The organism is Nonomuraea sp. SYSU D8015 (assembly GCF_008065375.1).
Classification (GTDB): domain Bacteria; phylum Actinomycetota; class Actinomycetes; order Streptosporangiales; family Streptosporangiaceae; genus Nonomuraea.
On the sequence record NZ_VJYI01000008.1, the window covers coordinates 231,791 to 257,433 of the forward strand.

Sequence of the window (25,643 nt, forward strand, 5' to 3'; positions counted from 1 at the left end):
ATTCGAGACATCTTGCCTCGAATATAAAACGAGACACAATGCCTTGTAAAGTGAGGCATCATGGCAGGCAGACCACGCAGCGAGGTGGCGCGCAGGGCGATCCTCAGGGCGGCGCTCGACCTGTGCGCCCGCGACGGGTACCAGAACGTGACCATGAAGGGCATCGCCCAGGCCGCGGGCAGCGGCCGCCAGACCGTCTACCGCTGGTGGCAGACCAAGGCGCAGGTGCTCCTCGAGGCCCTGACGGACATCATGGCCGAGGAGGTCCCGCCCACGCCCGACGGCGATCTCGTGGCGTTCCTGCGGCAGACGTTCGACCTGGCCAACGGCGTGGCGGGTCAGGTCGTCGTGGGGCTGATGGCGGACGCCCAGTCCGACCCCGGGCTGGCCGCCGAGCTCCGCTCGAAGATCATCGGGCCGCGCCGGCGCGCGCTGCGCGCCGTGCTCGAACGCGGCGCCCTGCCCGCCGACGTGGACCTGGAGCTGGCCGTCGATCTCGTCTTCGGCGCCATGTGGTACCGCCTGCTCAACCGCCACGCCGAGGTGAACGACGCGCTGGCGGAGGATATAGCCGGGCTGCTGGGGCGAATTCGCTAGGAGTGGCCGATTCAGGACGAGCGATTCCGGCGGGCGCCGGATATCGTCAGAAGTGTGAACGAACGCGCGGGATCCTGGTTGCCGAAGCTGCAGGAAGTCGGAGAGCGTCTGGCCGAGGAGATCGTGTCGGCCCGCCGCTCACCCGCCGCGAGCGACGTGCCGCAGCCGCATGAGCTACGCGCGTCAGACGCCGACCGCGAGCGCATCGCGCAGGTCCTCCAGGACGCGCACGCCGACGGCCGGCTCACCCTCGACGAGCTGGAGGAGCGGCTCGGCGTCCTCTACTCCGCCCGCACGCTGGGCGAGCTCGCCCAGCTCACCGGCGACCTCCTGCCGGCCGACCAGCAGCCGCTCAACCTGGACGACCGGCCCGTCTCGGCGTTCTTCAAGAAGGAGCAGCGCGGCGGACGCTGGGTGGTGCCCGCCGAGCTCACGGTGACGGCCATGTTCGGCACCACCAAGCTGGACCTCCGCGACGCGATCCTGCAGAACCACCGGATCATCATCAACGCCACGCTGGTCTTCGGCGGGCTGGAGATCCACGTGCCGGAGGACCTGGAGGTCATCAGGGTCGCCAAGGGCAAGACGGTCCGCCTGACCAAACAACCGACCGAGCCGGGCGCGCCCGTGGTCGAGGTGCGCACCACGAACTTCGCCGGCGAGGTCAAGGTCAAGGAACCGCCCCGCCGCAGGCGCCGCCGCTGACGCCGCCGAGCTCAGACGGCCGCGGCGGCCGCCGGTGAAGCTGCCCGACCCGCCCTGCGCGGCGCGTTGCTCAGCCTGCCGTGTCGAAGTTGATCGCGCTGTACGCGCGCAGCTTCCACAGCTGGTGCTCGCTCTCGATCTTGCGGATCGTGCCGGAACGGCCCCGCATCACCAGTGACTGCGTCACCGCGGAGCCGGCGCGGAACCGTACACCCTGCATGAGCTCGCCGTGCGTGATGCCGGTCGCCGCGAAGAACACGTCGTCGGAGCTGACGAGGTCGTTGGTGGTGAGCACCCGGTCGAGGTCGTGACCGGCGTCGAGGGCGCGGCCCCGCTCGGCGTCGTCGCGCGGCCACAGCTTGCCCTGGATCACGCCGCCCAGGCACTTGAGCGCGCACGCCGCCACGATGCCCTCCGGCGTGCCGCCGATGCCCAGCATGAGGTCGATGCCGGTGCCCGCGCGGCCCGCCATGATCGCGCCCGCCACGTCGCCGTCGGTGATGAACTTGATGCGCGCACCCGTCTCCCTGATCTCCTTGACCAACCGCTCGTGCCTGGGCCGGTCGAGCACGACCACCGTCACGTCGGAGGGCGAGCAGTGCTTGGCCCTGGCGACGGCGTTGATGTTGACGGACACGGGGGCCTCGATGTCCACCACGTCGGCCGCCTCCGGGCCGGTGACCAGCTTCTCCATGTAGAACACGGCCGACGGGTCGTACATCGAGCCGCGCTCGCTCACCGCGATCACCGACACCGCGTCGGGCATGCCCATCGCGGTGAGGCGGGTGCCGTCGATGGGGTCCACGGCCACGTCGCAGTCCGGACCGCTGCCGTCGCCCACGCGCTCGCCGTTGTAGAGCATCGGGGCGTGGTCCTTCTCGCCCTCGCCGATGACCACCACGCCGTTCATCGAGACCGTGTTGATCAGCTGGCGCATGGCGTTCACCGCCGCGCCGTCGGCGCCGTTCTTGTCCCCGCGGCCGACCCACCGGGCCGCGGCCATCGCCGCCGCCTCCGTGACCCGGACGAGCTCCATCGCCAGATTTCGATCAGGGGCGTGCTCGCCGGTGGCGAGCGGCGCCGGTACCGAATCGGACATCATTGGCCTCCTCGTAGACAACTCTCTCGATCGTAGTTGCCGTTCTCTTCCCGGTCAGAGGGGGATAATCTGCCTGGCTCGGCTTAGTGCTGTGCCCCGCGGAGCTCGTAAGCTTCGAGTTGCGCCTGCATGTCGCAGAACGGGTGCGCGTCAAGGATCTTTCCTCCACCATGGAGCATGGCGCCGCGCCGTGGAGGAGGGCGAATGAGCGATGTCGAACACGTGGTGGCCCAGCCGCGCACGTCCGAACGAGGTGCGGCGACGCGTAGCTCGCTGCTCGCCGCCGCCAGGGAGGTCTTCGTCTCGAAGGGCTTCGCCGAGGCGGGCGTGACCGACGTGGTGGCGAGGGCCGACGCCAGCGTGGGCAGCCTCTACCACCATTTCTCCGGCAAGGCCGACCTCTACCTCACATTGTTCGAGGAGTGGCAGGCCCGGCAGTCGCAGCGGACCAAGCAGGCGGCCAGGGCGGCCCGCGCCGCCGGCGAGAGCGACCCGATGAGCGTCTTCATCAGCGCCGCCCGCGCCTACCTCGACGGCTGCCTGGAGGAGCGCGAGGTGGCCGCGCTGTTCCTGCGCGGCGACGGCCCGCCCGGCTTCGACGTGGTCATGCGCGACCGGCTGCGCAAGTGGGCGCAGCTCAACGCGGCGCTGTTCGAGGACCAGCCCGCGCTGGCCGTGGTCATCACCGGCGCGCTGGCCGCGGCCGTGTCCGAGGTCGTCCGCACCGGCGACCGCGCCCTGGCCGAGGAGGTCCTCGTCATCATCGGCCAGATCCGCCCGGCCGCGTCGGCGACCGCCTCCTCCAGCGGGTAACCTCGCGAACTGTGCGAGGGTTCACCCAAGGTTTCTACGGCTACGTGGTAGCGCTCTTCGTCTGCCTCGCGGGGGCCGGCCTGTTCCTGCTGGTCGCCCCGCAGGGCCGCGACGAGCACATCCCGCGGCGCGACTACTCGATCACGGTCGCCAACTTCGGCCACTCGGTGCCCTACGGCGTGTGGGCCCCGCGACAGGACCCGCCCGGCTGGGTGCCCAACAGCAACAGGATCGCCAAGGGCGAGAACGGCGCCCAGGTCCTCTACCTCGGCTACGCCACGGCCGAGCGTGAGCACGCGATGTTCGTGCAGAGCAACGAGCAGCCGGCCGCCGGCTTCGCCAGCCGCATGGCCAACTCCGACAAAGCCGTCGGCACGCAGCAGGTCGGCGAGGTGACGTGGGAGAAGCGCTACCGCGAGGACAAGAACCAGCGCACGCTGGTCCGCATCCTGCCCGACGTGACCCTGGTGATCACGGGCACGGCCGACTGGCCGGAGCTCGCCGAGCTGGCCGCCCTCCTCCAGCAGCGTCCCAAGGGCTGAGCCAACCTCGCCGCTCCGTCCGCGCCATCAGCTGAAGGGCCGTACCTCGCCGCAAGCCGACCGGCCCGGCCCTGTTCAACGACTCAATCCCGCCAGACTGTCACGCGAGCGCCGCAGGCCGATGAGCTCCAGTCCCGCGTAGACCGCCACCACCAGTGCTCCGACCAGCATGAAGGCGACTCCCAAGCCGGTGAGCGGGATCACATCCGCGAACGCCAGGGCCACCAGCGCCACACCCGACAGTCCGTTGCCCGCGACCACGAAGGCGACATGACGCGCCGGGATCCGCGGGTAGCCGGCGATCAGGACGAGGGCGACCGCCCCGCCCAGCATGGCGACACCGAACGGGATCGACCAGGCCGTCGGCAGGCCGAGCGGACCGCTGAGCGGCTGGGCGAGGGCCAGCATGACCACGCCGAAGACGGCGGTGCTCCATCCGTCGATCCGCAGGATCCGGCGCAACAGGTCCGATCCGTTGCCGTCCGCGACCGGGCGCCGGACGCGTGGGGTCGGGGTGTTCATGACGGCTCTCCTTCGTTCTTCCTGGTGAACGGGGGCCTGACCGGCCCCGGAGCAGCACCATGTCACCGGCCGGGTAATGGCCTCAATAACCTCCGAAGTCATGCAAGCGGCAAGCTCGTGGCCGTTTATCCTCCTCGGCATGGATCTGCAACGTCCGTCTCGTGTGGGGGGCCTGCTCAGGGAGTGGCGGCAGCGGCGCCGGCTCAGCCAACTCGATCTCGCCAACCTGGCGGACACGTCCGCGCGGCACCTGTCCTACATGGAGACCGGTCGCGCGCGGCCGAGCCGGGCGATGCTGCTGCGCCTGTCGGCCGCGCTGGACATCCCCCTGCGCGAGCGCAACACGCTGCTCATGGCGGCCGACTACGCCCCCGCGTACCGGGAGAGCAGCCTTGACGACGGCTACATGGCGTCGATCCGCTCCGCCCTGGACACCATGCTGACGGCGCACGAGCCCTACCCTGCCGTGGTGGTCGATCGCCTGTGGAACGTGCTGCTGGGCAACCGCGCCATGGACGTGCTCATGGAGGGCATTCCGCCGCACCTGCTGCAGCCGCGGCCGAACGTGTTCCGTCTGGCGTTGCACCCCGACGGGCTGGCCTCGCGGCTGGCCAACCTCGGCGAGGTCAGGACGTTGTTCCTCGAACGACTCCAGCGCCAGGTCCACGCCACCGGCGACGCCGAGCTGCGCGCGCTCTTCCAGGAAGTGTCGGCCTACCCCGCGCCGCAGGACGAGGACGTACCCTCCGAGCACCTGTCCTCCCCGATCCAGGTGCCGTTGAGGATCCGCACCCCGTTCGGCGAGCTCGCGATGTTCAGCACCATGGCGACGTTCGGGGCGCCGGCCGATGTCACGCTGTCGGAGCTGGCGATCGAGTTGTTCTATCCCCTCGACGACTTCACCGCCGGTGCGCTCCACGCCAACTGGTCGTCGGCCGGCACTGAGGCGGCAGTGCGGGCGCGTAATCTCTAGGGAAATCGAAAGGATGGACATGGGCGAGTTCGACTACACCGACCTGCTGCCGCTGGGAGCCGATGAGACGGAATATCGGCTGATCACGACGGAGGGGGTGCGGAAGGTCGAGGCGGCTGGGCGTACGTTCCTCGAGGTCGAGCCGGAGGCGTTGCGGCTGCTCACCGAGACGGCCATCCACGACATCTCCCACTACCTTCGGGCGTCCCACCTCGCCCAGCTCAGGAAGATCGTCGATGACCCCGAGTCCAGCGGCAACGACCGGTTCGTGGCGCTCGACCTGCTGAAGAACGCCTCCATCTCGGCCGGCGGCGTGCTGCCGATGTGCCAGGACACCGGCACCGCCATCGTCATGGGCAAGCGCGGCCGCCACGTGCTGACCGACGGGCGCGACGCCGAGCACATCGCCCACGGCGTGTACGACGCCTACACCCGCCTCAACCTGCGCTACTCCCAGATGGCCCCGCTCACCATGTGGGAGGAGAAGAACACGGGCAACAACCTGCCCGCCCAGATCGAGCTGTACGCCGAGGACCCGCACGGCCACCCGGACGAGTACAAACTGCTGTTCATGGCCAAGGGCGGCGGCTCGGCCAACAAGTCGTTCCTGTACCAGGAGACGAAGGCCGTGCTCAACGAGAAGCGCATGATGGCCTTCCTGGAGGAGAAGATCCGCTCGCTGGGCACCGCGGCCTGCCCGCCGTACCACCTGGCCGTCGTCGTGGGCGGCACCTCCGCCGAGTACGCGCTCAAGACCGCCAAATACGCCAGCGCCCGCTACCTCGACTCGATCCCCACCGAGGGCTCGCCGTCCGGGCACGGCTTCCGCGACCTGGAGATGGAGCAGAAGGTCTTCGAGCTCACCCAGAAGCTCGGCATCGGGGCGCAGTTCGGCGGCAAATACTTTTGCCACGACGTCCGCGTCATCCGCCTGCCCCGGCACGGGGCCTCGTGCCCGGTGGCCATCGCCGTGTCGTGCTCGGCCGACCGCCAGGCGCTGGCGAAGATCACGCCGGAGGGCGTGTTCCTGGAGCAGCTGGAGACGGATCCGGCGCGGTTCCTGCCGGAGACGACCGACGAGCACCTGTCGGACGACGTCGTCCACATCGACCTCAACCGCCCGATGCAGGAGATCCTCGCCGAGCTCACGAAATATCCGGTCAAGACCCGGCTGTCCCTCACCGGCCCGCTCGTGGTCGCCCGCGACATCGCCCACGCGAAGATCGCCGAACTTCTCGACAACGGCGGCGAGATGCCTCAGTACATGAAGGACCACGCGGTCTACTACGCGGGTCCGGCCAAGACGCCCGAGGGCTACGCCTCCGGCTCGTTCGGGCCCACGACGGCCGGGCGGATGGACTCGTACGTCGAGCGCTTCCAGGCGGCCGGCGGCTCGATGGTGATGCTGGCCAAGGGCAACAGGTCGAAGCAGGTGACGGAGGCCTGCCAGAAGTACGGCGGCTTCTACCTGGGCTCCATCGGCGGTCCGGCGGCCAGGCTGGCGCAGGACTGCATCAAGAAGGTGGAGGTCCTGGAGTATCCCGAACTCGGGATGGAAGCGGTGTGGAAGATCGAGGTGGTGGACTTCCCGGCGTTCATCGTCGTCGACGACAAGGGCGACGACTTCTTCACCGATCGCACGGGGCCGGTGCTGACGATCGGGCGCCGCTGAGGGGATGCCGATGCCATGGGGTGCCGGGTGGTCGTTCGCGCCGCTCGGCACCGGCGTCGGGTGAGGGTCGGGGATCGGATGAGCTGAGGGATTGCTAGGCGGCCAGTTGCATCGGCGCCCGGTGGGGGGCCACGACGGTGCCGTCGGGCAGCAGCAGACCGGTGTCCTCGAACAGCACGACACCGTTGCACAGCAGGCTCCAGCCCTGGTCGGGGTGGGCCGAGATCACGTGCGACGCCTCACGGTTGGGCGAGTCGGCGCTGGGACAAGGGGGGTAGTGACTGCACATCGCGCACCTCTCAGATGACGCTCCTGGTTCCGGCTTGTCAAAAGGGCAGCTTGCGCCCCGATGGCGTGCGAAGGTCCAGCGCGGCTCCGCTCGGCTTCCTCGGCCGGCGGCGAACCTGTGTCTGGCGCATCTTCATCACGTCCTTCAATGGCCTGTCGTTAGTTGTCGAACTCTCTTGGCGTACTCCCAGTGTGACGTTCGACACTGACACTTTCGGCCGTCTCCGGGTGATCGCCTTCTGTTCTTGGCTCTACCATGCCCCCGCCCCCTTACGACACCCTTACAACTCGCTGACGGGCCCCCGAGGTTCCCTGTCAGTCGGCTTGCCGTCCGCGTGAAAGCCCCTACCAGGCATCATGCACATTTCCTCGCGGCGCGTGTGTGCCGGCCGATACACCCCTGGTGACCTGCGGAAACGCGGACGCTCATCCGGGCCTCGGCGTCACGGGGGCACGTGAGCGTCGACGCGGCCTGTGAGATCGCCTCGCACACCCGGACGGGACGGCGGCGGAAAGTCACCCGCACACTGGACAGTCCAAGCCGGCTGCGGGGCCGAGAAGGCGACTATCGCAACGTGCGCCCGGGAAACTATGGCCCACATCAACTGGACCGATGTGGGGCGGGAGGTTTGCTGACGTGACGAGTCAGGCGGGTTGACTTAAGTTCGCAACAAATTATCGGCCGCGCCTCTACTGGTCGGTTTACACAAATAGGTAAGCTGCCAGGCATGCGTGCGCCCTCCGGATACCTACTCGCCGCGCGCTATCGGCTTGTGGAGCCGGTCGGTCGCGGCGGCATGGGCACCGTTTGGCGGGCGCATGACGAGCTGCTCAACCGCTACGTGGCGGTCAAGGAAGTGCGGTTGCCCGCCGTGCTCGACGAGGAGCTGCGTGCCGAGCTGTGCGCGCGCACCGAGCGCGAGGGCCGCGCGACCGCGATGGTCGCGCATCCGTCCGTCATCACGGTCTTCGACGTGGTCACCGAGGACGACCGGCCGTGGATCGTCATGGAGCTGCTCCGCGCCAAGTCACTGGAGCAGCTCATCCAGGAGGAGGGCGCGCTCGAGCCGCGCCGGGTCGCCGAGATAGGCCGGCAGATCCTCGGCGCGCTGCGGGCCGTGCACGCCAAGGGCATCCTGCACCGCGACGTCAAGCCGAGCAACGTGCTGGTGACCGAGGACCGCGCGGTGCTCACCGACTTCGGACTGGCCGCGCTCGAAGGTGAGGTTTCCATTACCCAAGCGGGCATCGTCCTGGGGTCCGCGGGTTACATCGCCCCCGAGCGGGTGCTCGGCTCGAAGGCCAGCCCCGCGGGCGATCTGTGGTCGCTCGGGGCGACCCTCTACACCGCCGTCGAGGGCAAGGGGCTGCACGGCCGCCGTACGGCCGCCGCCGCGCTGGCGGCGCTGACCAGCGGCGAGCCGATCCCGATGACCAAGGCGGGCCCGCTCGCCCCTGTCCTCGACGCGCTGCTCAGGATCGACCCGCAGACCAGGCTCGACTCCGTACGCGCCTCGCTCATGCTGGCCAGGGTGGCCGCGGGCGGCTCCGCCGAGGAGCCGCTGACCCCGCGCAAACCCGCACGTTCCGGGCCGGTGATCACGCCCCCGTCTTTCACACGCAGGCCCGCGCACCGCGGGCTGCACCGAGCCGACGTCACCACGGGCATGTCCGTGCCCGCGCCCCGGCAAGAACGCAAACCCGGCGAGGGCGTACACAGGAAGCGCGTTGAACCCCGCCCCACGCCGTCCGCATATGCCCGCTTCAAAGCGACGGTGATAAAGTTGTGCCTTCCTCGGCGGTTCTGGCCAAGAGAACTTCGCAAGCGAGGGTAAAGCACTTCCCAAGCGAGAATCGATATCTTCTTCTCATGCCGGAACAGCAGACACGCCTGCTCGCGGAGCGCTACGAGCTCATCGCCCCCCTCGGCCGGGGGACCATGGGCACCGTGTGGCGCGCTCGCGACCGCGCGCTCGGGCGCGAGGTGGCGGTCAAGGAAATCCGCCAGGACCCGGGACTCACCGAGGAACAGCGGGCCGAGCTGCGCGAACGCATGGTCCGCGAAGGCCGCATCGCCTCGCGGATCAACCACCCGTCCGTGGCCTCCATCCACGACGTGCTGATCCACGAGGGCAGTCCGTGGATCATCATGGAGCTCATCGAGGGACGCTCGCTGGAGCAGGTCATCGAGGAGGAGGGGCCGCTGCCGCCGCGGCTCGTGGCGGAGATCGGCGTCGACCTGCTCGGCGCCCTGCGGGCCGCGCACTCGCGCGGCATCACTCACCGCGACGTCAAGCCGGGCAACGTGCTCATCACCGAGAGCGGGCGCGTGGTGCTGACCGACTTCGGCATCGCCAAGGCCGAAGGCGACTCGCGGCTGACCAAGACGGGCATGGTGATCGGCTCCCCCGGCTACACGGCTCCGGAACGTGCCAGGGGTGAGTACACCGGCCCGGAGTCGGACATCTGGTCTCTCGGGGCGACGCTGTACTTCGCCGTCGAGGGGCGGCCGGCGTACGAGCGGTCCACGATCGCCGAGACGCTGGCGGCGCTGCTCACCGAGAGCGCCGACCCGCCCACGCAGGCGGGGCAGCTGCGGCCCGTGCTGAACGGGCTGCTCAACAAGGACTACCGGCAGCGGCTGAACGCTGCCAAGGCGGAGACCCTGCTGCGCATGGTCGCCGACACCCCGACGAGCGAGATGCCGGTGCTCACGGCCGAGGCTCTTATGGCGCAGGAGGCAGATTTGCCCGACCCGTTCGCCGCCCCGAAAACCCCCGCCCCGCAGGGACCCGGCGGCCCTGGAGCCCAAGGAGGACCGGGCGGGCCGGTAGCGCAGGGGCCCGCGGGCGGACCTGGACACGGCCCTGGCGGGCCTGGAATGCCCGGACCGGGCGGTCCGGTCGGGCCGGGCGGCCACGGCCCTGGCGGGCCCGCTCAGGGGCCCGCAGGACGCGGAGGACCGGGTGCGGGCGGGCCCGGCACGCCAGGGGTTGGGGGACCCGGCACGGGCGGGCCGGGGCAGCGGCCGGTGCCCGGGCCGCAGGGACCGATGCAGGGGCCGGGATCCGGGTCTCAGCGCCCGGCACAGGGGCCGGGATCCGGGCCTCAGATGCCTGGAGGAGCGGGGCAGGGACCTGGCTCAGGGCCACAGGGCCACGGACCCGGGTCAGGACCGCAGCGACCCGGATCTGGGTCAGGACCGCAGGGACCCGGACCGGGGTCGGGACCGCAGGGCCACAGACAGGGGTCGGGACCGCACGGGCCGATGCGTGGGGCGAATGCGCCCACCACGCCGCAGAACGCGCCCGGGCTCCCGCCGCAGGGACAGCAGCCGCCCTCGATGGGCGCTGGCGCGGCCGGACGCGGCCCCGGCGCACCGGGCGGGGCGGGACAAGGCAGGCCGGGCGCCGGGCAGGCGGCGCAGGGAGCCCGGTTCGCCGAGCAGGGCACCGCGCCCTTGCCGCAGGCAGGTGGGCCGGGCCAGGCGGGCGATCCAGGGGCCGAGGAGGGCTACGATCCCGACCGGACGGTGAGCATCGCACGTCCCAAGGGGCCCTTCCCCGGGGCGCCGGAGCAGAACCGGCCGCCGCAGCAGCCCGGTGACGAGGGCGCCATCACCACGATGCGCATCCAGACGCCACCGAGCGGCTCCCCTGGCCAGCAGGTCTATCCGCTGCCCACACCCCCCGCCCAACAGCAGCAGCCCATGCCGCACCAGCAGCACGGGATGCCGCAGCAGCAGGCCATGCCACCGGGCGCTCAACAGCCCGGCCAGCCGGGCCAGCAGGGTGTCCACGAGGGCAAGGGGCTCGGGACGGATCTGTTCGCCATCGCCGGGCAGCCGGAGCAGAAGCCTGAGGGGAACCGCAACGGCATGCTGGTGCTCATGGCGGTGGCCGCCGCGGCCGCCGTGGTGATCGCCGTGCTCATCGTGGCGCTCTTCTCCAGCTGACGACCTCTGGCCATCATCCAGCCGGACGACCACCCGCTGATCATCGGAGGCCGTGGTTCAGACTGGAAGTCATGAGCGAGTTCAGAATAGAACATGACTCGATGGGCGAGGTACGCGTGCCCGCCGGTGCGAGGTGGCGCGCGCAGACCCAGCGGGCAGTGGAGAACTTCCCTATCTCCGGACGGCCGCTCGAGCCGTCCCACATCGCCGCGCTGGGCCTGATCAAGGCGGTCGCCGCCGAGGTCAACGGCGAGCTGGGCGTGATCGACAAGGACATGGCCGAGGCCATCGCGCAGGCCGCCGCCGACGTGGCCGACAACGAGCACGACGACCAGTTCCCCATCGACGTGTTCCAGACTGGCTCGGGCACCTCGTCCAACATGAACGCCAACGAGGTCATCGCCACGCTGGCCGAGGAGCGGCTCGGCCGGCCGGTCCACCCCAACGACCACGTCAACGCCTCGCAGTCGTCCAACGACGTCTTCCCCACCTCGATTCACGTGGCCGCCGCCACCGAGGTCATCTACCACCTGGTGCCGTCACTGCAGCACCTGGCGACCGCGTTGCGCGCCAAGGCGATGGAGTTCGACACGGTCGTCAAGTCGGGACGCACCCACCTGATGGACGCCACTCCCGTCACGCTCGGCCAGGAGTTCGGCGGGTACGCCTCGCAGGTCGAGCACGGAGTCAACCGGGTCAAGAGCGCGCTCGTCCACGTGGTGGAGCTGCCGCTCGGCGGCACCGCCGTCGGCACCGGCATCAACACGCCGCCGGGCTTCGCCGAGATGGCCGTCGCCAAGCTCAGCGAGGCGACCGGCATCAAGTTCGTCGAGGCGCCCGACCATTTCGAGGCGCAGAGCGCGCAGGACTCCATCGTCGAGCTGTCCGGGCAACTCAAGGTCGTGGCCGTGGCGCTGAACAAGATCGCCAACGATCTCCGCTGGATGGGGTCGGGCCCGCGGGCGGGCCTCGGCGAGATCAACCTGCCCGACCTGCAGCCCGGCTCGTCCATCATGCCCGGCAAGGTCAACCCGGTGATCCCCGAGGCCACGGCCATGGTCGCGGCCCAGGTCATCGGCAACGACGCGGCGATCACGTTCGCGGGCGCGTCCGGCAGCTTCGAGCTGAACGTGCAGCTGCCGCTCATCGCGCGCAACATCCTGGAGTCCATCAGGCTGCTGGCCAACGTCTCGCGCCTGCTCGCCGACCGGTGCGTCACCGGCATCACGGCGAACAAGGAGCGCCTGCGCGAGTACGCCGAGTCGTCCCCGTCGATCGTCACGCCGCTGAACAAGTACGTCGGCTACGAGGAGGCCGCCAGGATCGCCAAGCAGGCCCTCGCCGAGCGCAAGACCATCCGCGAGGTCGTCATCGAGCGCGGCCACGTGGCCGCGGGCACCCTGACCGAGGACCAGCTCGACGCCGCACTCGACGTGCTCTCGATGACGCGCCCATAGCCCCGCTTTCCGCGCGTCCCCACGACTCCCCCGCACTTCGGCGGGGTCCCTTCTGGAGAGGAAGTCGAAGGGCACCGGGCACCCATGGCGCTGAGTGGGACGAAGCGGGCACGTGCGGAAACGGGCCTAGCCGCGCAGCGACCGCGTGGCGTGCCCCCAGCGGGTGAGCAGGGACAGGGCGGCGCCGGAGTCCACGGCGTCGGCGGCGCGCTTGTAGGCGCCGGCCAGGGCGGGCGTGAGCTCGTCCGCGAGCGGCGTGCCCTCGGCGGCCACGACGGCGGCGGCGGCGTTCAGGAGCACGATGTCGCGTACCGGGCCCCGCTCGCCCGCCAGGACGGTCCGCGCCACGGCGGCGTTGTCACGCGCGTCGCCGCCGCGCAGGTCGTCGGGGCGGGCACGCGGGATCGACAGGTCGGCGGGGTCGAAGGAGGTGCGCGTGACGGTGCCACGGCGTACGACCCAGATCGTCGAGGTGCCGCAGGTCGTCAGCTCGTCGAGCCCGTCGTCGCCGCGGAAGACCAGCGAGGAGCCGCCGCGCTCGGCCAGGACGCCCGCGATGATGGGCGCCAGCCCCGGATGGAAGACGCCCACGGCCTGCGCCGGGGGCAGGGCCGGGTTGGTGAGCGGGCCGAGGAAGTTGAAGACCGTGGGGACGCCCAGCTCGCGGCGCGGCCCCGCGGTCCGCCGCAACGCCGGGTTGAACGCCGGCGCGAAGCAGAACGTGATGCCGATCTCGTCGGCGATGTCCACGACCGCGGCGGGCGGAAGGTCGATGACCACGCCCAGTTCCTCCAGCACGTCGGCGGCGCCCGCCCGGGAGGAGGCGGCCCGGCCGCCGTGCTTGACGACCTTCACGCCCACGGCGGCGGCCACGATGGCGGCCATCGTGGAGATGTTCACGGTGTTGGCCTGGTCGCCGCCGGTGCCGACGAGGTCGACGGGATCGCCGGAGACCCGGATCGCGGCGGATCTGGACAGCATGCCGTCGGCCAGCCCGGACACCTCCTCCACGGTCTCGCCCTTGGCGCGCAGGGCGACGGCGAACGCGGCGATCTGGGCGTTCGTCGCCTCTCCCGACATGATCTGTTCCATGGCCCAGGCGGTCTGGCGGGAGGTGAGCGACACGCCGTCGAGGAGCAGGCTGAGGAGCTCGGCCCAGGTCGTGGTGATGGTGTCGTCGGTCACGAGGAGCGCCCCTTTCATCAGAGCTCGACGGGGGCGCGTGCGGATACCGACGGCCGCCTCGTCGAGGCGGCCGGTGTGCGTATGCGCTGGGAGGTCCGCCCTAGGAGGCGGGCCACCACTGAAGCGAATACGCGATCATGTGTCCAAAGATAGCAGACTCGTTGATCCACATAGCGAAGCACCGATCTATGTCGTCGGCACCCATGCGTCCCGGCGCGGCGACCGCCTAGGGTTCGGTGTATGGCGAAGGAGCTGACTGGGCGGACCGCGCTGGTGACGGGGGCGGGAGCCGGCATCGGGGCGGCCTGCGCCCGCCGGCTGGCCGCGGCCGGGGCCAGGGTGCTGGTCGTCGACCTACGGGCCGAGCCCGCCGAGAAGGTGGCCGCCGAGCTGGGCGGCACGGCCGTGGTGGCCGATCTGAGCGATCCCGGGTTCGTGGCCGCACTGCCCGACGAACCCGTCGACATCGTCGTGAACAACGCGGGGTTCCAGCACGTCGCGCCGATCGAGGAGTTCCCGCCCGAGGTGTTCGCCACGATGCTGCGGGTCATGGTGGAGGCGCCGTTCCTGATCGCGCGGCGGGTGCTGCCCGGCATGTACGCCAGGGGCTGGGGAAGGTTCGTGAACATCTCGTCCGTGCACGGGCTGCGGGCCTCGCCGTTCAAGTCGGCGTACACGGCGGCCAAGCACGCGCTGGAGGGCTTCTCCAAGGCCCTGGCGCTGGAAGGGGCGCCCCACGGGGTGACCTCGACCTGCGTATGCCCCGCGTATGTGCGGACCGGGCTGGTCGAGGCGCAGATCGCCGACCAGGCCAAAGTGCACGGCATCGACCCGGACGAGGTCGTCGGGAGCATCATGCTGCAGCCCGCCGCGATCAAGCGGCTCATCGAGCCGATGGAGGTGGCCGAGCTGGTCGCCTACCTGTGCGGGCCGGCCGGCTCGTTCATCACCGGCGTGTCGCTGCCGGTCGACGGCGGCTGGACGGCGCGCTAGATGACCACGCGAGGGAGTGCCGTCGCATGGAGGAGGAGCGACGAAGGAGCGACGGGGGAGGGCGGCGGCGTGTGGCGACCGGGCCGCCGAACGGAGTGAGGCCATGAGCACGCGCTACCTGGAGCTGCTGGCCAGGGAGGCGTCGGCGGTCGAGTTCGAGGGGCCGATCATCGAGGCCAGGGCGCGGGGCGCCGATCCGGCCGAGATCGAGGAGCTGGAGCAGGCCAAGGTCGAGGCGTTGAAGGTGCGGGCCCTGCTCAAGCGGCGGGCCAGGCGCGAGGCGGAGCTGTCGGCGCTGTACGACACCGCGGGCGACCTGGCGGCGTTGCGCGACCTGGACGCCGTGCTGGAGGCCATCGTGCATCGGGCCAGACAGCTGCTGGCGACCGACGTGGCCTACATGACGCTGCACGACCCCGAGCGGGGCGACACGTACATGCGGGTCACCGACGGGTCGATCTCGGCCAAGTTCCGTGCGCTGCGGCTGGCCTTGGGGGCGGGGCTGGGCGGCCTGGTGGCGCTGACGGCGACGCCGTACTCGACGGCCGACTACTTCGCCGACGACCGCTTCCGGCACGAGCAGCACATCGACGTGGCCGTCAAGGAGGAGGGCCTGGTCGCGATCCTCGGCGTGCCGCTGCGGCTCGGCAAGCGGGTGATCGGCGTGCTGATGGCGGCCAACCGCAGCGCCAGGCCGTTCCACCAGGAGGAGGTGTCGCTGCTGGCCAGCCTGGCCGCGCACGCCGCGGTGGCGATCGACAACGCCCGCCTGCTGCAGGAGACCAGGAACGCGCTGGAGGAGCTGTCCCAGGCCCACAAGACGGCCAGGGAGCACGGGGAGGCGGTGGAGCGGGCGGCGCTGGCCCACGACCGGATGACGTCTCTGGTGCTGCGCGGCGGAGGGATCGAGGACGTCGCGGCCGTGGTGACCGACGTGCTGGGCGGGTCGCTGGCCGTGCTCGACGACCTGGGGCGGCCGCTCACGGGCGACGTGGGCGAGCTCGACTCGGGGGTGTTCGAGGCGGCGCAGGCGTCCAGGGCGCTGGGGCGCACCGTGCGCCGGGGCGATCTGCTGATCGCGTCCGTGGACGTCGGCGGGGAGCCGCTGTGCACGCTCATCCTGCGCAGCGACGACGCCGACGAGCGGATCCTGGAGCGGGCAGCGCTGGTGTGCGCGTTGCTGCTGCTGTTCCGCAGGAGCGTGGCGGAGGCCGAGGGGCGGGTGAGGGGCGAGCTGCTCGACGACCTGATCTCCCGGCCGGACTCTCCCGGGCTCGCCGATCGGGCGCGCCGGCTCGGGGTCGACCTCGGCGCGCCGCACGTCGTCGTGGTGGCGCGGCACGACGGGCAGCGGGAGCGGGCCGCATTCTGGGCGTCGTCGCAGGCCGCGCTGCGGCACGGGCTCGCCGCCGGCCGGGCGGGCGAGGTGGTGCTGCTGCTGCCGGGCGACAACGCGGGCGCCATCGCGCAGCGGGTGGCGGCCGAGCTCAGCGCCTCACTCGGCGCTCCGGCGACGGCGGGCGCGGCCAGAGCGGACGCGAGCGGTTTGAGATCCACCACGCCGACCACAGGCATCGGCCGGGCAGCAGGACGCGCAGGACCGGGGCACGCGGCAGAGGGCCTGGGAACGGGCCGCGGCGCAGGACCGGGGCACGCGGCAGGCGGCCTGGGAACGGGCCGCGCCGCTAGTCCGGGGCACGCGGCAGGCGGCGCGGTAACGGGCCGCGGTGCGAGGCCGGGGCACCCGGTCGGAGGCGTGGGAACGGGTCAGGCGGTGGAGGGCGGACACTGGGCGGAGGCGGGCGTGGGCGGCGCCGATGACGGCAGTGTGGCCGCCGCCTACCAGGAGGCGCGGCGGTGCGCCGAGGCGCTGATCGCTCTCGGGCGGGCCGGTGACGGCGCGAGCGCGGCGGAGCTGGGCTTCGTCGGGCTGCTCGTGGGCGACGGCCGCGACGTGGGCGGCTTCGTCGACCGGGTGCTCGGCGCGGTGATCGACTACGACGCGCGCCGGGGCACCGCCCTGGCCGACACGCTGTCGGCGTACTTCGGCACCGGCGGCTCGCCCTCCCGTACGGCCGAGGCCATGCACATCCACGTCAACACCGTCACGCAGCGCCTCGACCGCATCGGCAAGCTGCTCGGCGACGGCTGGCTGGAGCCGGAGCGGGCGCTGGAGATCCAGCTGGCGCTGCGCCTGCACCGGCTCGGCCACACATCCACACCACAGACTGTGGGCCCCGACTCCATATGAGTGATGCCGGTCACTCTTTAGCGTGACCGGCATGGCCACTTCCATCAAGAAGATCGTCGCCGCGAGCCTGATCGGCACCACCATCGAGTGGTACGACTTCTTCCTGTACGGCTCGGCAGCCGCCCTCGTGTTCAACAAGCTCTTCTTCCCCGAGTCCGACCCGCTGACCGGCACACTGCTGTCGTTCCTCACCTACGCCGTCGGATTCGTCGCCCGCCCGCTCGGCGGCCTGGTCTTCGGCCACTTCGGCGACCGCGTGGGCCGCAAGACGCTGCTGGTCGTCAGCCTGCTGCTGATGGGCGCCGCCACGTTCCTCATCGGCTGCCTGCCGACGTACGAGACCCTCGGCCCGGCCGCGGCGCTGCTGCTGACGGCGCTCCGGCTGGTGCAGGGCTTCGCGCTGGGCGGCGAGTGGGGCGGCGCGGTGCTGATCGTCTCCGAGCACGGCGACAACGGCCGGCGCGGCTTCTGGGCGTCCTGGCCGCAGGCCGGCGCTCCCGGCGGGAATCTGCTGGCCACCGGCGTGCTGGCGGCGCTGGCCGCCTGGCAGCCGGACGAGGCGTTCCTGTCGTGGGGCTGGCGGGTGCCGTTCCTGCTGTCGGGCGTGCTGGTGCTGATCGGCCTGTGGATCCGGCTGTCGATCAGCGAGTCGCCGGTGTTCCAGCAGGCCCCGCCGGAGGAGCGGGCGCCGATCGTCGGCGTGCTCCGCGACCACTGGAAGGACGTGATCACCGCGATCGGCGCGCGCCTGGCCGAGAACATCTCCTTCTACCTGCTGACCGTCTTCGTCATCACCTACGCCAAGACGAACGGCATCCCCAACTCGACGGTGCTGAACGCGGTGCTGATCGCCTCCGGGATCCACTTCGTCACGATCCCGATGTGGGGCGCGCTGTCCGACCGCGTCGGCCGCCGCCCGATCTACCTGGCGGGCGCCGCCGGCATCGGAGTGTGGATCTTCGCCTTCTTCCCGCTCGTCGACACGGGCAACTTCCTGGCGATCACCCTCGCCGTCACGGTCGGCCTGCTCTTCCACGGCATGATGTACGGCCCGCAGGCGGCCTTCTTCTCCGAGCTGTTCGGCACCAGGATGCGCTACACCGGCGTGTCGATCGGGGCGCAGCTGTCGGCGATCGTGGCGGGCGCGCTGGCCCCCATCATCGCGGTCGCCCTGCTGCAGCGCTTCTCGAGCAGCGTGCCCATCTCCGTCTACCTTGGTCTGGCAGCGCTGCTCACCCTGGCCGCGGTCTACGCCGCACGCGAGACCCAGGGCCGCGACCTGGCTGAAAGGATCCACGCCCGATGAAGGTCACCACGCGGAGACTCACCCAGAACGTCCTGACCGTCGAGGGCAGGGACGTCGGCGAGCCCGTGCTGTTCGTGCACGGCAACGTCTCCTCGGCCGCCTTCTGGCGCGACAGCATGGCGGCGCTGCCGGAGGGCTGCCGGCCGCTCGCGGTCGATCTGCGCGGCTTCGGCGAGACCGACCCCGAGCCGGTGGACGCCACGCGGGGCCTGCGCGACTACTCCGACGACGTGCTGGAGCTGATCGAGGAGCTGGGCCTGGACGGGGTCCACCTCGTCGGCTGGAGCCTGGGCGGCGGCGTGGTCCTGCAGGCGCTGCGCGACCGCCCGGCAGTCGTCGGGAGCGTCACCCTGGTCAATCCCATCTCCCCGTACGGCTTCGGCGGCACGGAGGGCTCTGAGGGCCGGCTGAGCCACCCCGACGGCACGGGCTCGGGAGCCGGGGCCGCGAACCCGGACTTCGTGGCCCGCCTGAAGGCGGGCGACATGTCAGACGAATCCCCCACGTCCCCGCGCAACGTCTTCCGGTCGGCCTACGTGAAGAACCGTGACGTCCCCGACGAGGACTTCTACCTCCGGTCCATGCTCACCACTCAGGTGGGCGAGGCCCACTACCCCGGCGACGCGGCCACCTCCGGCACCTGGCCGCACGTGGCCCCCGGCAAGCACGGCGTGCTCAACGCGATCGCCCCCACCCACTTCCGCCTCGACGACCTGCACGAGATCGACCCCAAGCCGCCGATCCTGTGGATCAGGGGCGCCGACGACGTGATCGTCTCCGACACGTCCCTGTTCGACCTGGCCCACCTGGGCGCGCTCGGTGTGGTGCCCGGCTCCCCCGGCACGCCGGCCCAGCCGATGGTGAGCCAGACCAGAGCGGTCCTGGAGCGGTACGGCCCGTACCGCGAGGTCGTGCTCCCCGACTGCGGCCACAGCCCGCACCTGGAGCACCCGGACGAGTTCCGGCGCCTGTTGGCCGAGCACCTCGGGAGGGCGTGATGCTGGTCGCCCTCACGCTGGCGGCGAGCCTGCTGACGCCCGTGCCGCAGCTCGCCGTCCCGGGCGCGGAACACACCGTGATCGCCCGGCTCGACGACCTGACCACCGCCGGCACCGCGAAGACCGGCCACACCGACCCCGCCGACTGGGCCGGCCTCCACTCCGCCGCCACCGTCAACCCGGCAGGCGTGCCCGGCACGCAGATCGACGGCTACTTCCCCGACACCTCCACGACCAACGCCACGCACGGCTGGAACCACGACTCCCAGTTCGTGATCAGGCTCCCGGACGACTGGACCGGCGGCCTGGTCGTCAGCGGCACCCCGGGCAACAGGGAGCAGTACGCCAACGACTACACGATCTCCGACTGGGTCCTGTCGAAGGGGTACGCGTTCGCCTCCACCGACAAGGGCAACGTCGGCCTGACCTTCCACGAGGACGGCCGCAGCCCCGGCGACGCCATCGCCGAGTGGAACCACCGCGTCACCCAGCTCACGGTGGCCGCCAAGGCCGTGGTCAAGCAGCGCTACGGCAGGAAACCGGAGCGCACGTTCGCCGCCGGGATCTCCAACGGCGGCTACCTCGTCAGGTGGCAGCTGGAGAACCGCGGATGGCTCTACGACGGCGGGGTGGACTGGGAGGGCACGCTCTGGCGGGTCAAGGGCGACAACCTGCTGACCTTCCTGCCGCCGGCGCTGAAGGCGTACCCGGACGAGGCCGGGATGCGGGCGGCCGGATTCGCGGCGGGCTCGGAGTTCCTGTGGCCGTTCCACCGGCAGTACTACTGGGAGCTCACGCAGCAGCTCTACCAGAAGGAGCTGGACCCGTCCTACGAGGGCGCGGCGGCCGACTACGACTACGACGAGCGGCGGCCCTACGCCGCCGTGGCGAAGATCGCACTGACCGGCAGGATCACCAAGCCGCTGATCACCATCCACGGGACGCTCGACACGCTGCTGCCGATCTCCCGCGACTCCGACGTCTACGCGGAGATGGTCGGACCGCACCGCCCGTTCCGGTATTACCGGGTCGAGGGCGGCAACCACCTGGACAGCCTGGTGGACGTCTACCCCGACCGTCTCAAGCCGATGCTCCCCGTCTTCAGGAACGCCTTCGCGGAGCTGGAGGGCTGGGTCAGCTGAGGTAGCGGTGCCTGCCGGCGCGCGCCAGGCGCACGATGTGCCGCGCGCCTGGCAGCCGCCGGCCCAACCGGTGCAGCACGGTGTCCCTGCCCAGGGGCGAGCGCCGCTCGGGGTCGACCGCGGCGGCGGGGCGCGCCTCGACCCGGCCCCTGCGCACCTCCAGCGCGAACCGCAGCCCGACCTCCTGCTCCGGCGAGCGCAGGAACGCCAGCCAGCCGCCGGAACCCAGCTCGTGCTCGCCGGGCAGCCGCTTGACCGGCAGTTTGGCCACGAGCTGCCCGGCGAGCTTGCCGGGCAGCCCGGCCTCGGCCAGCGCGGGGGCGCACACCTCGCGGGGACGCCGCCCGGTGCTGCGCAGCACCAGCTCCAGCGGCGGCCCGCCGCTCGGCGGCACGTACGGGACCGGCAAGACGACGTACGCGTGCCCGTCGACCTGCTTGACCTCCACCCCCGGGGACACCAGCGCGATCGACTCCGGGAACGAGCGCGGCTCGACGGCCAGTCCCAGCTCCCCCGAGTCGGACCAGCACGGCACCACCAGACGCAGCCTGGGCCGCTGGGCCAGCACGCCCAGGCAGTTGAGCGGGCCCTCGGGCCTGCTGACCCGACTCCTGGCCTGGTTGGCGCCGCCGAACATGCGGACGTGCACCTCCCACTGGCCCTGCCGGAGCGGCTCGCCGAGCGCGGCGGTGGTCACGTCGATCCTGGTCTCGCCCTTGATCTGCACCCGGACGAGGCGGTGGCCGTCCTCGACCACCTCCACGCGCTGGGCCAGCGGCAGGAAGTGGATGACGCCGGTCTCGGCGTGCCGCACGTAGACCTCGATGCGGGCCCGCTCCACGGCCTCGCTCACGTCGGTGACACGCTCGTCGAGCAGCTTGTCGTCGATGGCGCGCGGCGGGATCCAGTGCAGGCGCCCGTCCTCGGAACGGTACCTTTCGGGCCGGCCGTCGCCCCCCTCGAACTCCACGGTCAGCTCGAGGACCAGCACGTGCGCGTCCCAGCGCACCTCGGTGAGCTCGGCACGCAGCCCGCCCCGCCTGGAGCAGTTGGACAGGAGCACGATCTGGTCCAGGCGCCCCCTGCGGACGAACGAGGCCACCGCGCGCAGCTGGACCGGCAGATAGCGGTCGAGCGCCTCGGGGAAGCGCTCGGCCATGAGCTCCTGGACGAGGCGGAAGTGCAGGCCCCTGTCCACGGAGGAGTCGGCGAACCGGCTGGTCAGCAGCGGGCGGAGGACGGCGTAGCGGTACCAGTAGGCGTACATGCGATCGCGCTGGCGGCCCCTGCCGACGTAGGTGTCGATGTCGTCGAGCAGCCCGCGCAGCTCCTTGACCATCGTCCGGGGGTCCTCCTCGGCCTTCGGCCGCTCGCCGAGGTGGCAGCACACGTGCTCGGCCAGCACGGCGATGACCTTGGCGTGCAGGTACGCCCGCATCACGAACGCCTGCTCGGCCAGCCGCCCGCCGGGCATGCCGAAGCCCAGCTCGTGCTCCTCCAGGAAGGCCCGGCGGTAGAGCTGCTGGGGCCCGAGCAGGCAGAGCAGGCGGTCGCGCAGGATGTCGGCGCGGGCGGTGCTGCGGGCGAAGGCGATCATCGGCGGCCCGTGGTCGCGCACCAGACGGCCGATCAGCACGTCGGCGTCGGTCTCCACGGCGCGGTCGTACATGCGCGCGATGGCGTCCCGTTCGAGCCGGTCCCCGGGGTCCATGAAGAAGACGTAGTCGCCGCGCGCGGCCGCCAGGCCGACGTTGCGGCCGCGCGTCGGCGAGCCCGTGAACGGCAGGTGCAACGTCCGCACGTTGTCGCGGGCCGCCGCGATGGCGTCCAGGCGCTGCGCGAGCCCGTCCGTGGGCCCGTCGTCCACGAGGATCACTTCGTACTCGTCCACGGGCATCGTCTGCTCCAGGGCGGAGCGGAGGCACGCGTCGACGGTGTCACCCGGTTTGTGGACATTGACGATCACACTGACCTTCACACCCATGCGGTCAGCCTGCGCCCGTCTACACGTTTCGGGCGCGGCGGCTTGCCGATTGCAGAAGGAAAGTTGACCTGGTCCTGTGCCCCTTTAGTACCAGCCCACCCGCTGCGAGTGGCCCCAGGCGGCGCACGGGGTGCCGTAGCGGCCCTTGATGTAGCCCAGGCCCCACTTGATCTGGGTGGCGGCGTTGGTCTGCCAGTCGGCGCCGGCGCTGGCCATCTTGCTGCCTGGCAGCGACTGCGGGATGCCGTACGCGCCGGAGTAGCGGTTCATCGCCCGCTCGTTCCAGCCGCTCTCCTTCGTCCAGAGCCGCTCCAGGCAGCCCCACTGGTCCTCGCCGAAGCCGAACTGGCCGAGCATGGCCTTGGCGGTGGCCTTGTTGCTGCCCGGCGAGGGGTCGCTGCCCGGCGGGAAGTTCACAGGAGGGAAGCCGTCGCCGGACGGCGCCTGCTTGGGGATGATCCAGTCGAAGTCGGGGTCGTCGCCCTTGCCCGCCGCCGAGCGGCCCTTCTCCAGCTGGTCGGCCCGGTACGCCTGCTCGGCGGCGGCCTTGAGCGCGTCTGTCTCGGGATCGGGCTCGAAGAGCTTGCCGCTGGCGATCCTGCCCATGTCCTCGGCGGTGAAGGCCTCCTCGACCGGGGTGTTGGCGTTCTCGATGGCGCGGAAGGCGACGAACCCGCCACCGCCGCCGACGATCACCAGAGAAAGGGCGGTGATGACGATGCGCTTCGGCGTGAAGCGCGAAGGCCTGCGCGCCGTGGGGACATCTTCTGTCGGGGGGCGCTCACTCACACGCGGACCGGGGCTCACGATCCATGAGCTTGCCCTGTCCTGGGGGGTGCTCCGCAACCGAAACGCGGTAATCGCTTGGCGTCCCGTTGGGCAACCAGGCCGTTAGCATGGCATTTCGGAATACTGTGATTTTGGTCACAGCATATGCGCTCCCCTTCGGGCGCCCGTTACCGAAGGGAAGCGCCGCTTCAAGCCTTGCGCGGGTTCTTCGGGATCCAATTAGCGGTACGTCACAGTTTGGTGACACAACCCGGATATTCGGGACATGGAATAATAATGTGCGCGTGGCAGGCATCCTCCTTGTTGAAGACGACCCCTCGGTCCGCACGGCCCTCGAGCTGGCGCTGACCCGGCAGGGGCACTCCGTGACGTCCTACGCGACGGGCGAGGAGGCTCTGGACCACATCAGGGCCCGCCGCCCCGAGATCGCGATCCTGGACGTCATGTTGCCCGGAATCGACGGCGTCGAGGTCTGCCGCCGCGTGCGCAAGCTCGACCAGCTGCCCGTCATCCTGCTCACGGCCAGGGGCGACGACCTCGACATCGTGGTCGGGCTCGAGGCAGGCGCCGACGACTACGTGGTCAAGCCGGTCGAGCCGCGGGTGCTGGACGCGCGCATCCGCGCCATACTGCGCAGGGCCGAGTCGGCCGCCTCCGACCGCATCACGTTCGGCGACCTCGTGATCGACCGGGGAGCCCTCAAGGTCACGCTGGCCGGCAAGGAGATCCACCTCACGCCAACGGAGCTGCGGCTGCTGCTGGAGCTCGTCCGCCACCCCGGCCAGGTGCTCAACCGCCGCTACCTGCTGCGGGCCGTCTGGGACCACACGCACATCGCCGACTCCCGGCTGGTGGACGCCTGTGTGCAGCGGGTCCGCGCGAAGATCGAGCCGAAGCCCGCCGAGCCCGTGTTCATCCACACGGTGCGCGGGTTCGGCTACCGGTTCAGCCCCCCGTGAAGCCCACAGGTCTGCGCGCGCGTCTGGTGATCACCTTCACGCTCGTGGCCGTCACGGCCTCGATGCTGGTCGCCACAATAGGGTTCGAGCTGGCCAAGACGGCGCTGGTGAACAGGACCGAGACCACGTCGCTCGACCTGGTGACCCGCGAGCTGAGCGGCATCGACTTCCCCGTCGGCAAGCTGCGGCCGGGTGAGGCCGAGCCGCGGCCCAAGGATCTGGACCGCCTGGCCCAGGCGCTGAGCGCGCCCGGCCGCGGGGTCATCGTCGAGTACGGCGACCTGGTCTCCATGAACGGCCCCATGACGATGAGCGACGTGCCCAACGAGCTCTACGGCCGGGCCAAGCAGAGCGTCGTCACCCAGCGCCGTGTGATCCGCAACGAGCTGTGGTTCATCGTCGGCGCCGAGGTCTATCGGGACGCGGCCGGCAAGCCCGAGACCACGGGGCTGCGGGCCTTCGTCTTCTTCCCCATGCGTGCCGACGTGAGCGAGTTGAACGCGCTGCGGGCCCGGCTCTTCCAGGGCGGCATCGCCATCGTGGCGATCGCCCTGGTGGTGGCGCTGCTGTCGGCCCGCCAGGTGCTGCTGCCCATACGGCGGCTGAGCGCGGCCGCGCAGGCGCTCGGCGAGGGCAAGCTGGACACGCGGCTGCCCGTCCACGGGCAGGACGAGCTGGCGGGGCTCACGGCCAGGTTCAACGACGCCGCGGCCGCGCTGGAGCTGAGCGTGTCCGAGCTGCGCTCGCTGGAGGCCATGTCACGCAGGTTCGTGGCGGACGTCTCCCACGAGCTGCGCACGCCGCTGACCGCCATGACGGCCGTGGCCGACGTGCTCTCGGAGGAGGCCAACCGGCTGCCCGAGGCCCCGGCGGAGGCCGTGCGGCTGGTGCTCAGCGAGGTGGAGCGCCTACGCGAGCTGGTCGAGCACCTCATCGAGATCAGCCGCTTCGACGCGGGCACGGCCACGCTCAACCTGGAGCCCGTCAACGTGGCCGACGCCATCGCGGACTGCCTCGAGACCCGCGGCTGGACCGACCAGGTCAAGGTCAACGCCTCCCAGGGCCTGACGGCCAACCTCGACCCGAGGAGGTTCGACGTCATCGTGGCCAACCTCGTCGGCAACGCGCTCAAACACGGCCTGCCCCCGGTGGTGGTCAAAGCGAGGAGCACGGAGAACGGCCTGGAGGTGAAGGTGCGAGACCACGGCAAGGGCATCCCGCGAGAGGCGCTGCCCCACGTCTTCGACCGCTTCTTCAAGGCGGGCGCGGGCCGGTCCCGCAGCCAGGGCAGCGGCCTGGGCCTGTCCATCGCCAGGGCCAACGTGCACCTGCACGGCGGCACGATCTCGGTGCGCGCCCAGGACCCCGGCACCCTCTTCACGGTCTGGCTCCCACACTCATGAGAGTCACTGT

The 25,643-nt window shown here is 70.9% G+C and carries 22 protein-coding genes; 16 read left to right on the forward strand and 6 right to left on the reverse strand.

Annotated elements, in window-relative coordinates; genetic code table 11:
* Window positions 1–60: 60 nt before the first annotated feature.
* Window positions 61–597, forward strand: coding sequence for a TetR/AcrR family transcriptional regulator (locus tag ID574_RS31185; RefSeq protein ID WP_188192558.1), 537 nt, complete (start codon window positions 61–63; stop codon window positions 595–597).
* 54 nt (window positions 598–651) lie between these two features.
* Window positions 652–1,302 carry a DUF1707 SHOCT-like domain-containing protein gene (locus tag ID574_RS31190; protein WP_188192559.1) on the forward strand — a complete coding sequence of 217 codons (651 nt, stop codon included), beginning with the start codon at window positions 652–654 and terminating at the stop codon, window positions 1,300–1,302.
* Window positions 1,303–1,372: 70 nt separating this feature from the next.
* Here the strand turns inward: ID574_RS31190 and glpX are convergent, their stop codons facing one another.
* Window positions 1,373–2,401 carry a class II fructose-bisphosphatase gene (gene glpX, locus ID574_RS31195; protein ID WP_223167249.1) on the reverse strand — a complete coding sequence of 343 codons (1,029 nt, stop codon included), beginning with the start codon at window positions 2,399–2,401 and terminating at the stop codon, window positions 1,373–1,375.
* 204 nt (window positions 2,402–2,605) lie between these two features.
* On the opposite strand from glpX, the gene ID574_RS31200 reads away from it, so the two are divergent.
* Together ID574_RS31200 and ID574_RS31205 are read left to right on the forward strand one after the other, a co-directional pair.
* Entirely contained in the window at window positions 2,606–3,214 is a 609-nt protein-coding gene (locus tag ID574_RS31200) for a TetR/AcrR family transcriptional regulator (RefSeq protein WP_188192561.1), read from the forward strand.
* Between the two features lie 11 nt (window positions 3,215–3,225).
* Window positions 3,226–3,756: a DUF4245 domain-containing protein gene (locus ID574_RS31205; RefSeq protein ID WP_188192562.1), complete on the forward strand. Its 531-nt coding sequence runs from the start codon at window positions 3,226–3,228 to the stop codon at window positions 3,754–3,756.
* Between the two features lie 75 nt (window positions 3,757–3,831).
* On the opposite strand, the gene ID574_RS31210 is transcribed toward ID574_RS31205, so the two are convergent.
* A complete protein-coding gene (locus tag ID574_RS31210) occupies window positions 3,832–4,278 on the reverse strand; it encodes a hypothetical protein (protein WP_188192563.1) in 447 nt (148 codons plus the stop codon).
* 139 nt (window positions 4,279–4,417) lie between these two features.
* Here ID574_RS31210 and ID574_RS31215 point away from each other — a divergent pair, with 139 nt between their 5' ends.
* On the forward strand, window positions 4,418–5,251 hold the full coding sequence (locus ID574_RS31215; RefSeq protein ID WP_188192564.1) for a helix-turn-helix domain-containing protein: 834 nt from the start codon (window positions 4,418–4,420) through the stop codon (window positions 5,249–5,251).
* A gap of 19 nt (window positions 5,252–5,270) precedes the next feature.
* Window positions 5,271–6,923, forward strand: coding sequence for a fumarate hydratase (locus ID574_RS31220; protein WP_188192565.1), 1,653 nt, complete (start codon window positions 5,271–5,273; stop codon window positions 6,921–6,923).
* A 94-nt stretch (window positions 6,924–7,017) separates the two neighbouring features.
* Here the strand turns inward: ID574_RS31220 and ID574_RS31225 are convergent, their stop codons facing one another.
* A complete protein-coding gene (locus tag ID574_RS31225; protein ID WP_188192566.1) occupies window positions 7,018–7,212 on the reverse strand; it encodes a DUF5999 family protein in 195 nt (64 codons plus the stop codon).
* 727 nt (window positions 7,213–7,939) lie between these two features.
* Here ID574_RS31225 and ID574_RS31230 point away from each other — a divergent pair.
* The 3 genes from ID574_RS31230 (at window position 7,940) to ID574_RS31240 (ending at window position 12,623) form a co-directional block, all read left to right on the forward strand.
* Complete coding sequence (locus ID574_RS31230) at window positions 7,940–9,046, forward strand: serine/threonine-protein kinase (RefSeq protein WP_188192567.1); 1,107 nt, start codon at window positions 7,940–7,942, stop codon at window positions 9,044–9,046.
* Window positions 9,047–9,081: 35 nt separating this feature from the next.
* On the forward strand, window positions 9,082–11,166 hold the full coding sequence (locus ID574_RS31235) for a serine/threonine-protein kinase (RefSeq protein ID WP_188192568.1): 2,085 nt from the start codon (window positions 9,082–9,084) through the stop codon (window positions 11,164–11,166).
* Between the two features lie 71 nt (window positions 11,167–11,237).
* Window positions 11,238–12,623: a class II fumarate hydratase gene (locus ID574_RS31240; protein ID WP_188192569.1), complete on the forward strand. Its 1,386-nt coding sequence runs from the start codon at window positions 11,238–11,240 to the stop codon at window positions 12,621–12,623.
* Window positions 12,624–12,749: 126 nt separating this feature from the next.
* Here the strand turns inward: ID574_RS31240 and trpD are convergent, their stop codons facing one another.
* Window positions 12,750–13,808 carry an anthranilate phosphoribosyltransferase gene (trpD, locus tag ID574_RS31245; protein ID WP_223167250.1) on the reverse strand — a complete coding sequence of 353 codons (1,059 nt, stop codon included), beginning with the start codon at window positions 13,806–13,808 and terminating at the stop codon, window positions 12,750–12,752.
* A gap of 240 nt (window positions 13,809–14,048) precedes the next feature.
* Between trpD and ID574_RS31250 the strand changes: the two genes are divergently transcribed.
* The 5 genes from ID574_RS31250 (at window position 14,049) to ID574_RS31270 (ending at window position 20,498) form a co-directional block, all read left to right on the forward strand.
* On the forward strand, window positions 14,049–14,801 hold the full coding sequence (locus ID574_RS31250; protein WP_188192571.1) for an SDR family oxidoreductase: 753 nt from the start codon (window positions 14,049–14,051) through the stop codon (window positions 14,799–14,801).
* A 103-nt stretch (window positions 14,802–14,904) separates the two neighbouring features.
* Window positions 14,905–17,052 (forward strand): helix-turn-helix domain-containing protein, encoded by a 2,148-nt coding sequence (locus tag ID574_RS31255; protein ID WP_188192572.1) that lies wholly within the window; start codon window positions 14,905–14,907, stop codon window positions 17,050–17,052.
* A 31-nt stretch (window positions 17,053–17,083) separates the two neighbouring features.
* Window positions 17,084–18,358 (forward strand): MFS transporter, encoded by a 1,275-nt coding sequence (locus tag ID574_RS31260; protein WP_188192573.1) that lies wholly within the window; start codon window positions 17,084–17,086, stop codon window positions 18,356–18,358.
* Window positions 18,355–19,356, forward strand: coding sequence for an alpha/beta fold hydrolase (locus tag ID574_RS31265; protein WP_188192574.1), 1,002 nt, complete (start codon window positions 18,355–18,357; stop codon window positions 19,354–19,356). Before ID574_RS31260 ends, ID574_RS31265 begins: the two co-directional genes overlap by 4 nt.
* Complete coding sequence (locus ID574_RS31270; protein ID WP_188192575.1) at window positions 19,356–20,498, forward strand: tannase/feruloyl esterase family alpha/beta hydrolase; 1,143 nt, start codon at window positions 19,356–19,358, stop codon at window positions 20,496–20,498. Before ID574_RS31265 ends, ID574_RS31270 begins: the two co-directional genes overlap by 1 nt.
* On the opposite strand, the gene ID574_RS31275 is transcribed toward ID574_RS31270, so the two are convergent.
* Together ID574_RS31275 and ID574_RS31280 are read right to left on the reverse strand one after the other, a co-directional pair.
* A complete protein-coding gene (locus ID574_RS31275) occupies window positions 20,491–22,482 on the reverse strand; it encodes a glycosyltransferase family 2 protein (RefSeq protein WP_188192576.1) in 1,992 nt (663 codons plus the stop codon). The genes ID574_RS31270 and ID574_RS31275 overlap by 8 nt on opposite strands.
* Before the next feature lie 84 nt (window positions 22,483–22,566).
* Window positions 22,567–23,271: an aggregation-promoting factor C-terminal-like domain-containing protein gene (locus ID574_RS31280; protein WP_223167251.1), complete on the reverse strand. Its 705-nt coding sequence runs from the start codon at window positions 23,269–23,271 to the stop codon at window positions 22,567–22,569.
* 284 nt (window positions 23,272–23,555) lie between these two features.
* Between ID574_RS31280 and ID574_RS31285 the strand changes: the two genes are divergently transcribed.
* On the forward strand, window positions 23,556–24,230 hold the full coding sequence (locus ID574_RS31285) for a response regulator transcription factor (protein WP_188192577.1): 675 nt from the start codon (window positions 23,556–23,558) through the stop codon (window positions 24,228–24,230).
* A complete protein-coding gene (locus ID574_RS31290) occupies window positions 24,227–25,633 on the forward strand; it encodes a sensor histidine kinase (protein ID WP_188192578.1) in 1,407 nt (468 codons plus the stop codon). Before ID574_RS31285 ends, ID574_RS31290 begins: the two co-directional genes overlap by 4 nt.
* The last annotated feature ends 10 nt before the right edge of the window (window positions 25,634–25,643 follow it).

Bases quoted from the DNA above. Each gene is read 5' to 3' on its own strand.
- ID574_RS31265 (WP_188192574.1), top strand. From the start codon at position 18,355: ATGAAGGTCACCACGCGGAGACTCACCCAGAACGTCCTGACCGTCGAG.
- ID574_RS31210 (WP_188192563.1), bottom strand. From the start codon at position 4,278: ATGAACACCCCGACCCCACGCGTCCGGCGCCCGGTCGCGGACGGCAAC.
- ID574_RS31275 (WP_188192576.1), bottom strand. From the start codon at position 22,482: ATGGGTGTGAAGGTCAGTGTGATCGTCAATGTCCACAAACCGGGTGAC.
- ID574_RS31250 (WP_188192571.1), top strand. From the start codon at position 14,049: ATGGCGAAGGAGCTGACTGGGCGGACCGCGCTGGTGACGGGGGCGGGA.
- ID574_RS31235 (WP_188192568.1), top strand. From the start codon at position 9,082: ATGCCGGAACAGCAGACACGCCTGCTCGCGGAGCGCTACGAGCTCATC.
- ID574_RS31240 (WP_188192569.1), top strand. From the start codon at position 11,238: ATGAGCGAGTTCAGAATAGAACATGACTCGATGGGCGAGGTACGCGTG.
- ID574_RS31255 (WP_188192572.1), top strand. From the start codon at position 14,905: ATGAGCACGCGCTACCTGGAGCTGCTGGCCAGGGAGGCGTCGGCGGTC.
- ID574_RS31260 (WP_188192573.1), top strand. From the start codon at position 17,084: ATGGCCACTTCCATCAAGAAGATCGTCGCCGCGAGCCTGATCGGCACC.
- ID574_RS31215 (WP_188192564.1), top strand. From the start codon at position 4,418: ATGGATCTGCAACGTCCGTCTCGTGTGGGGGGCCTGCTCAGGGAGTGG.
- ID574_RS31230 (WP_188192567.1), top strand. From the start codon at position 7,940: ATGCGTGCGCCCTCCGGATACCTACTCGCCGCGCGCTATCGGCTTGTG.
- ID574_RS31200 (WP_188192561.1), top strand. From the start codon at position 2,606: ATGAGCGATGTCGAACACGTGGTGGCCCAGCCGCGCACGTCCGAACGA.
- glpX (WP_223167249.1), bottom strand. From the start codon at position 2,401: ATGTCCGATTCGGTACCGGCGCCGCTCGCCACCGGCGAGCACGCCCCT.
- ID574_RS31185 (WP_188192558.1), top strand. From the start codon at position 61: ATGGCAGGCAGACCACGCAGCGAGGTGGCGCGCAGGGCGATCCTCAGG.
- ID574_RS31220 (WP_188192565.1), top strand. From the start codon at position 5,271: ATGGGCGAGTTCGACTACACCGACCTGCTGCCGCTGGGAGCCGATGAG.
- ID574_RS31270 (WP_188192575.1), top strand. From the start codon at position 19,356: ATGCTGGTCGCCCTCACGCTGGCGGCGAGCCTGCTGACGCCCGTGCCG.
- ID574_RS31225 (WP_188192566.1), bottom strand. From the start codon at position 7,212: ATGTGCAGTCACTACCCCCCTTGTCCCAGCGCCGACTCGCCCAACCGT.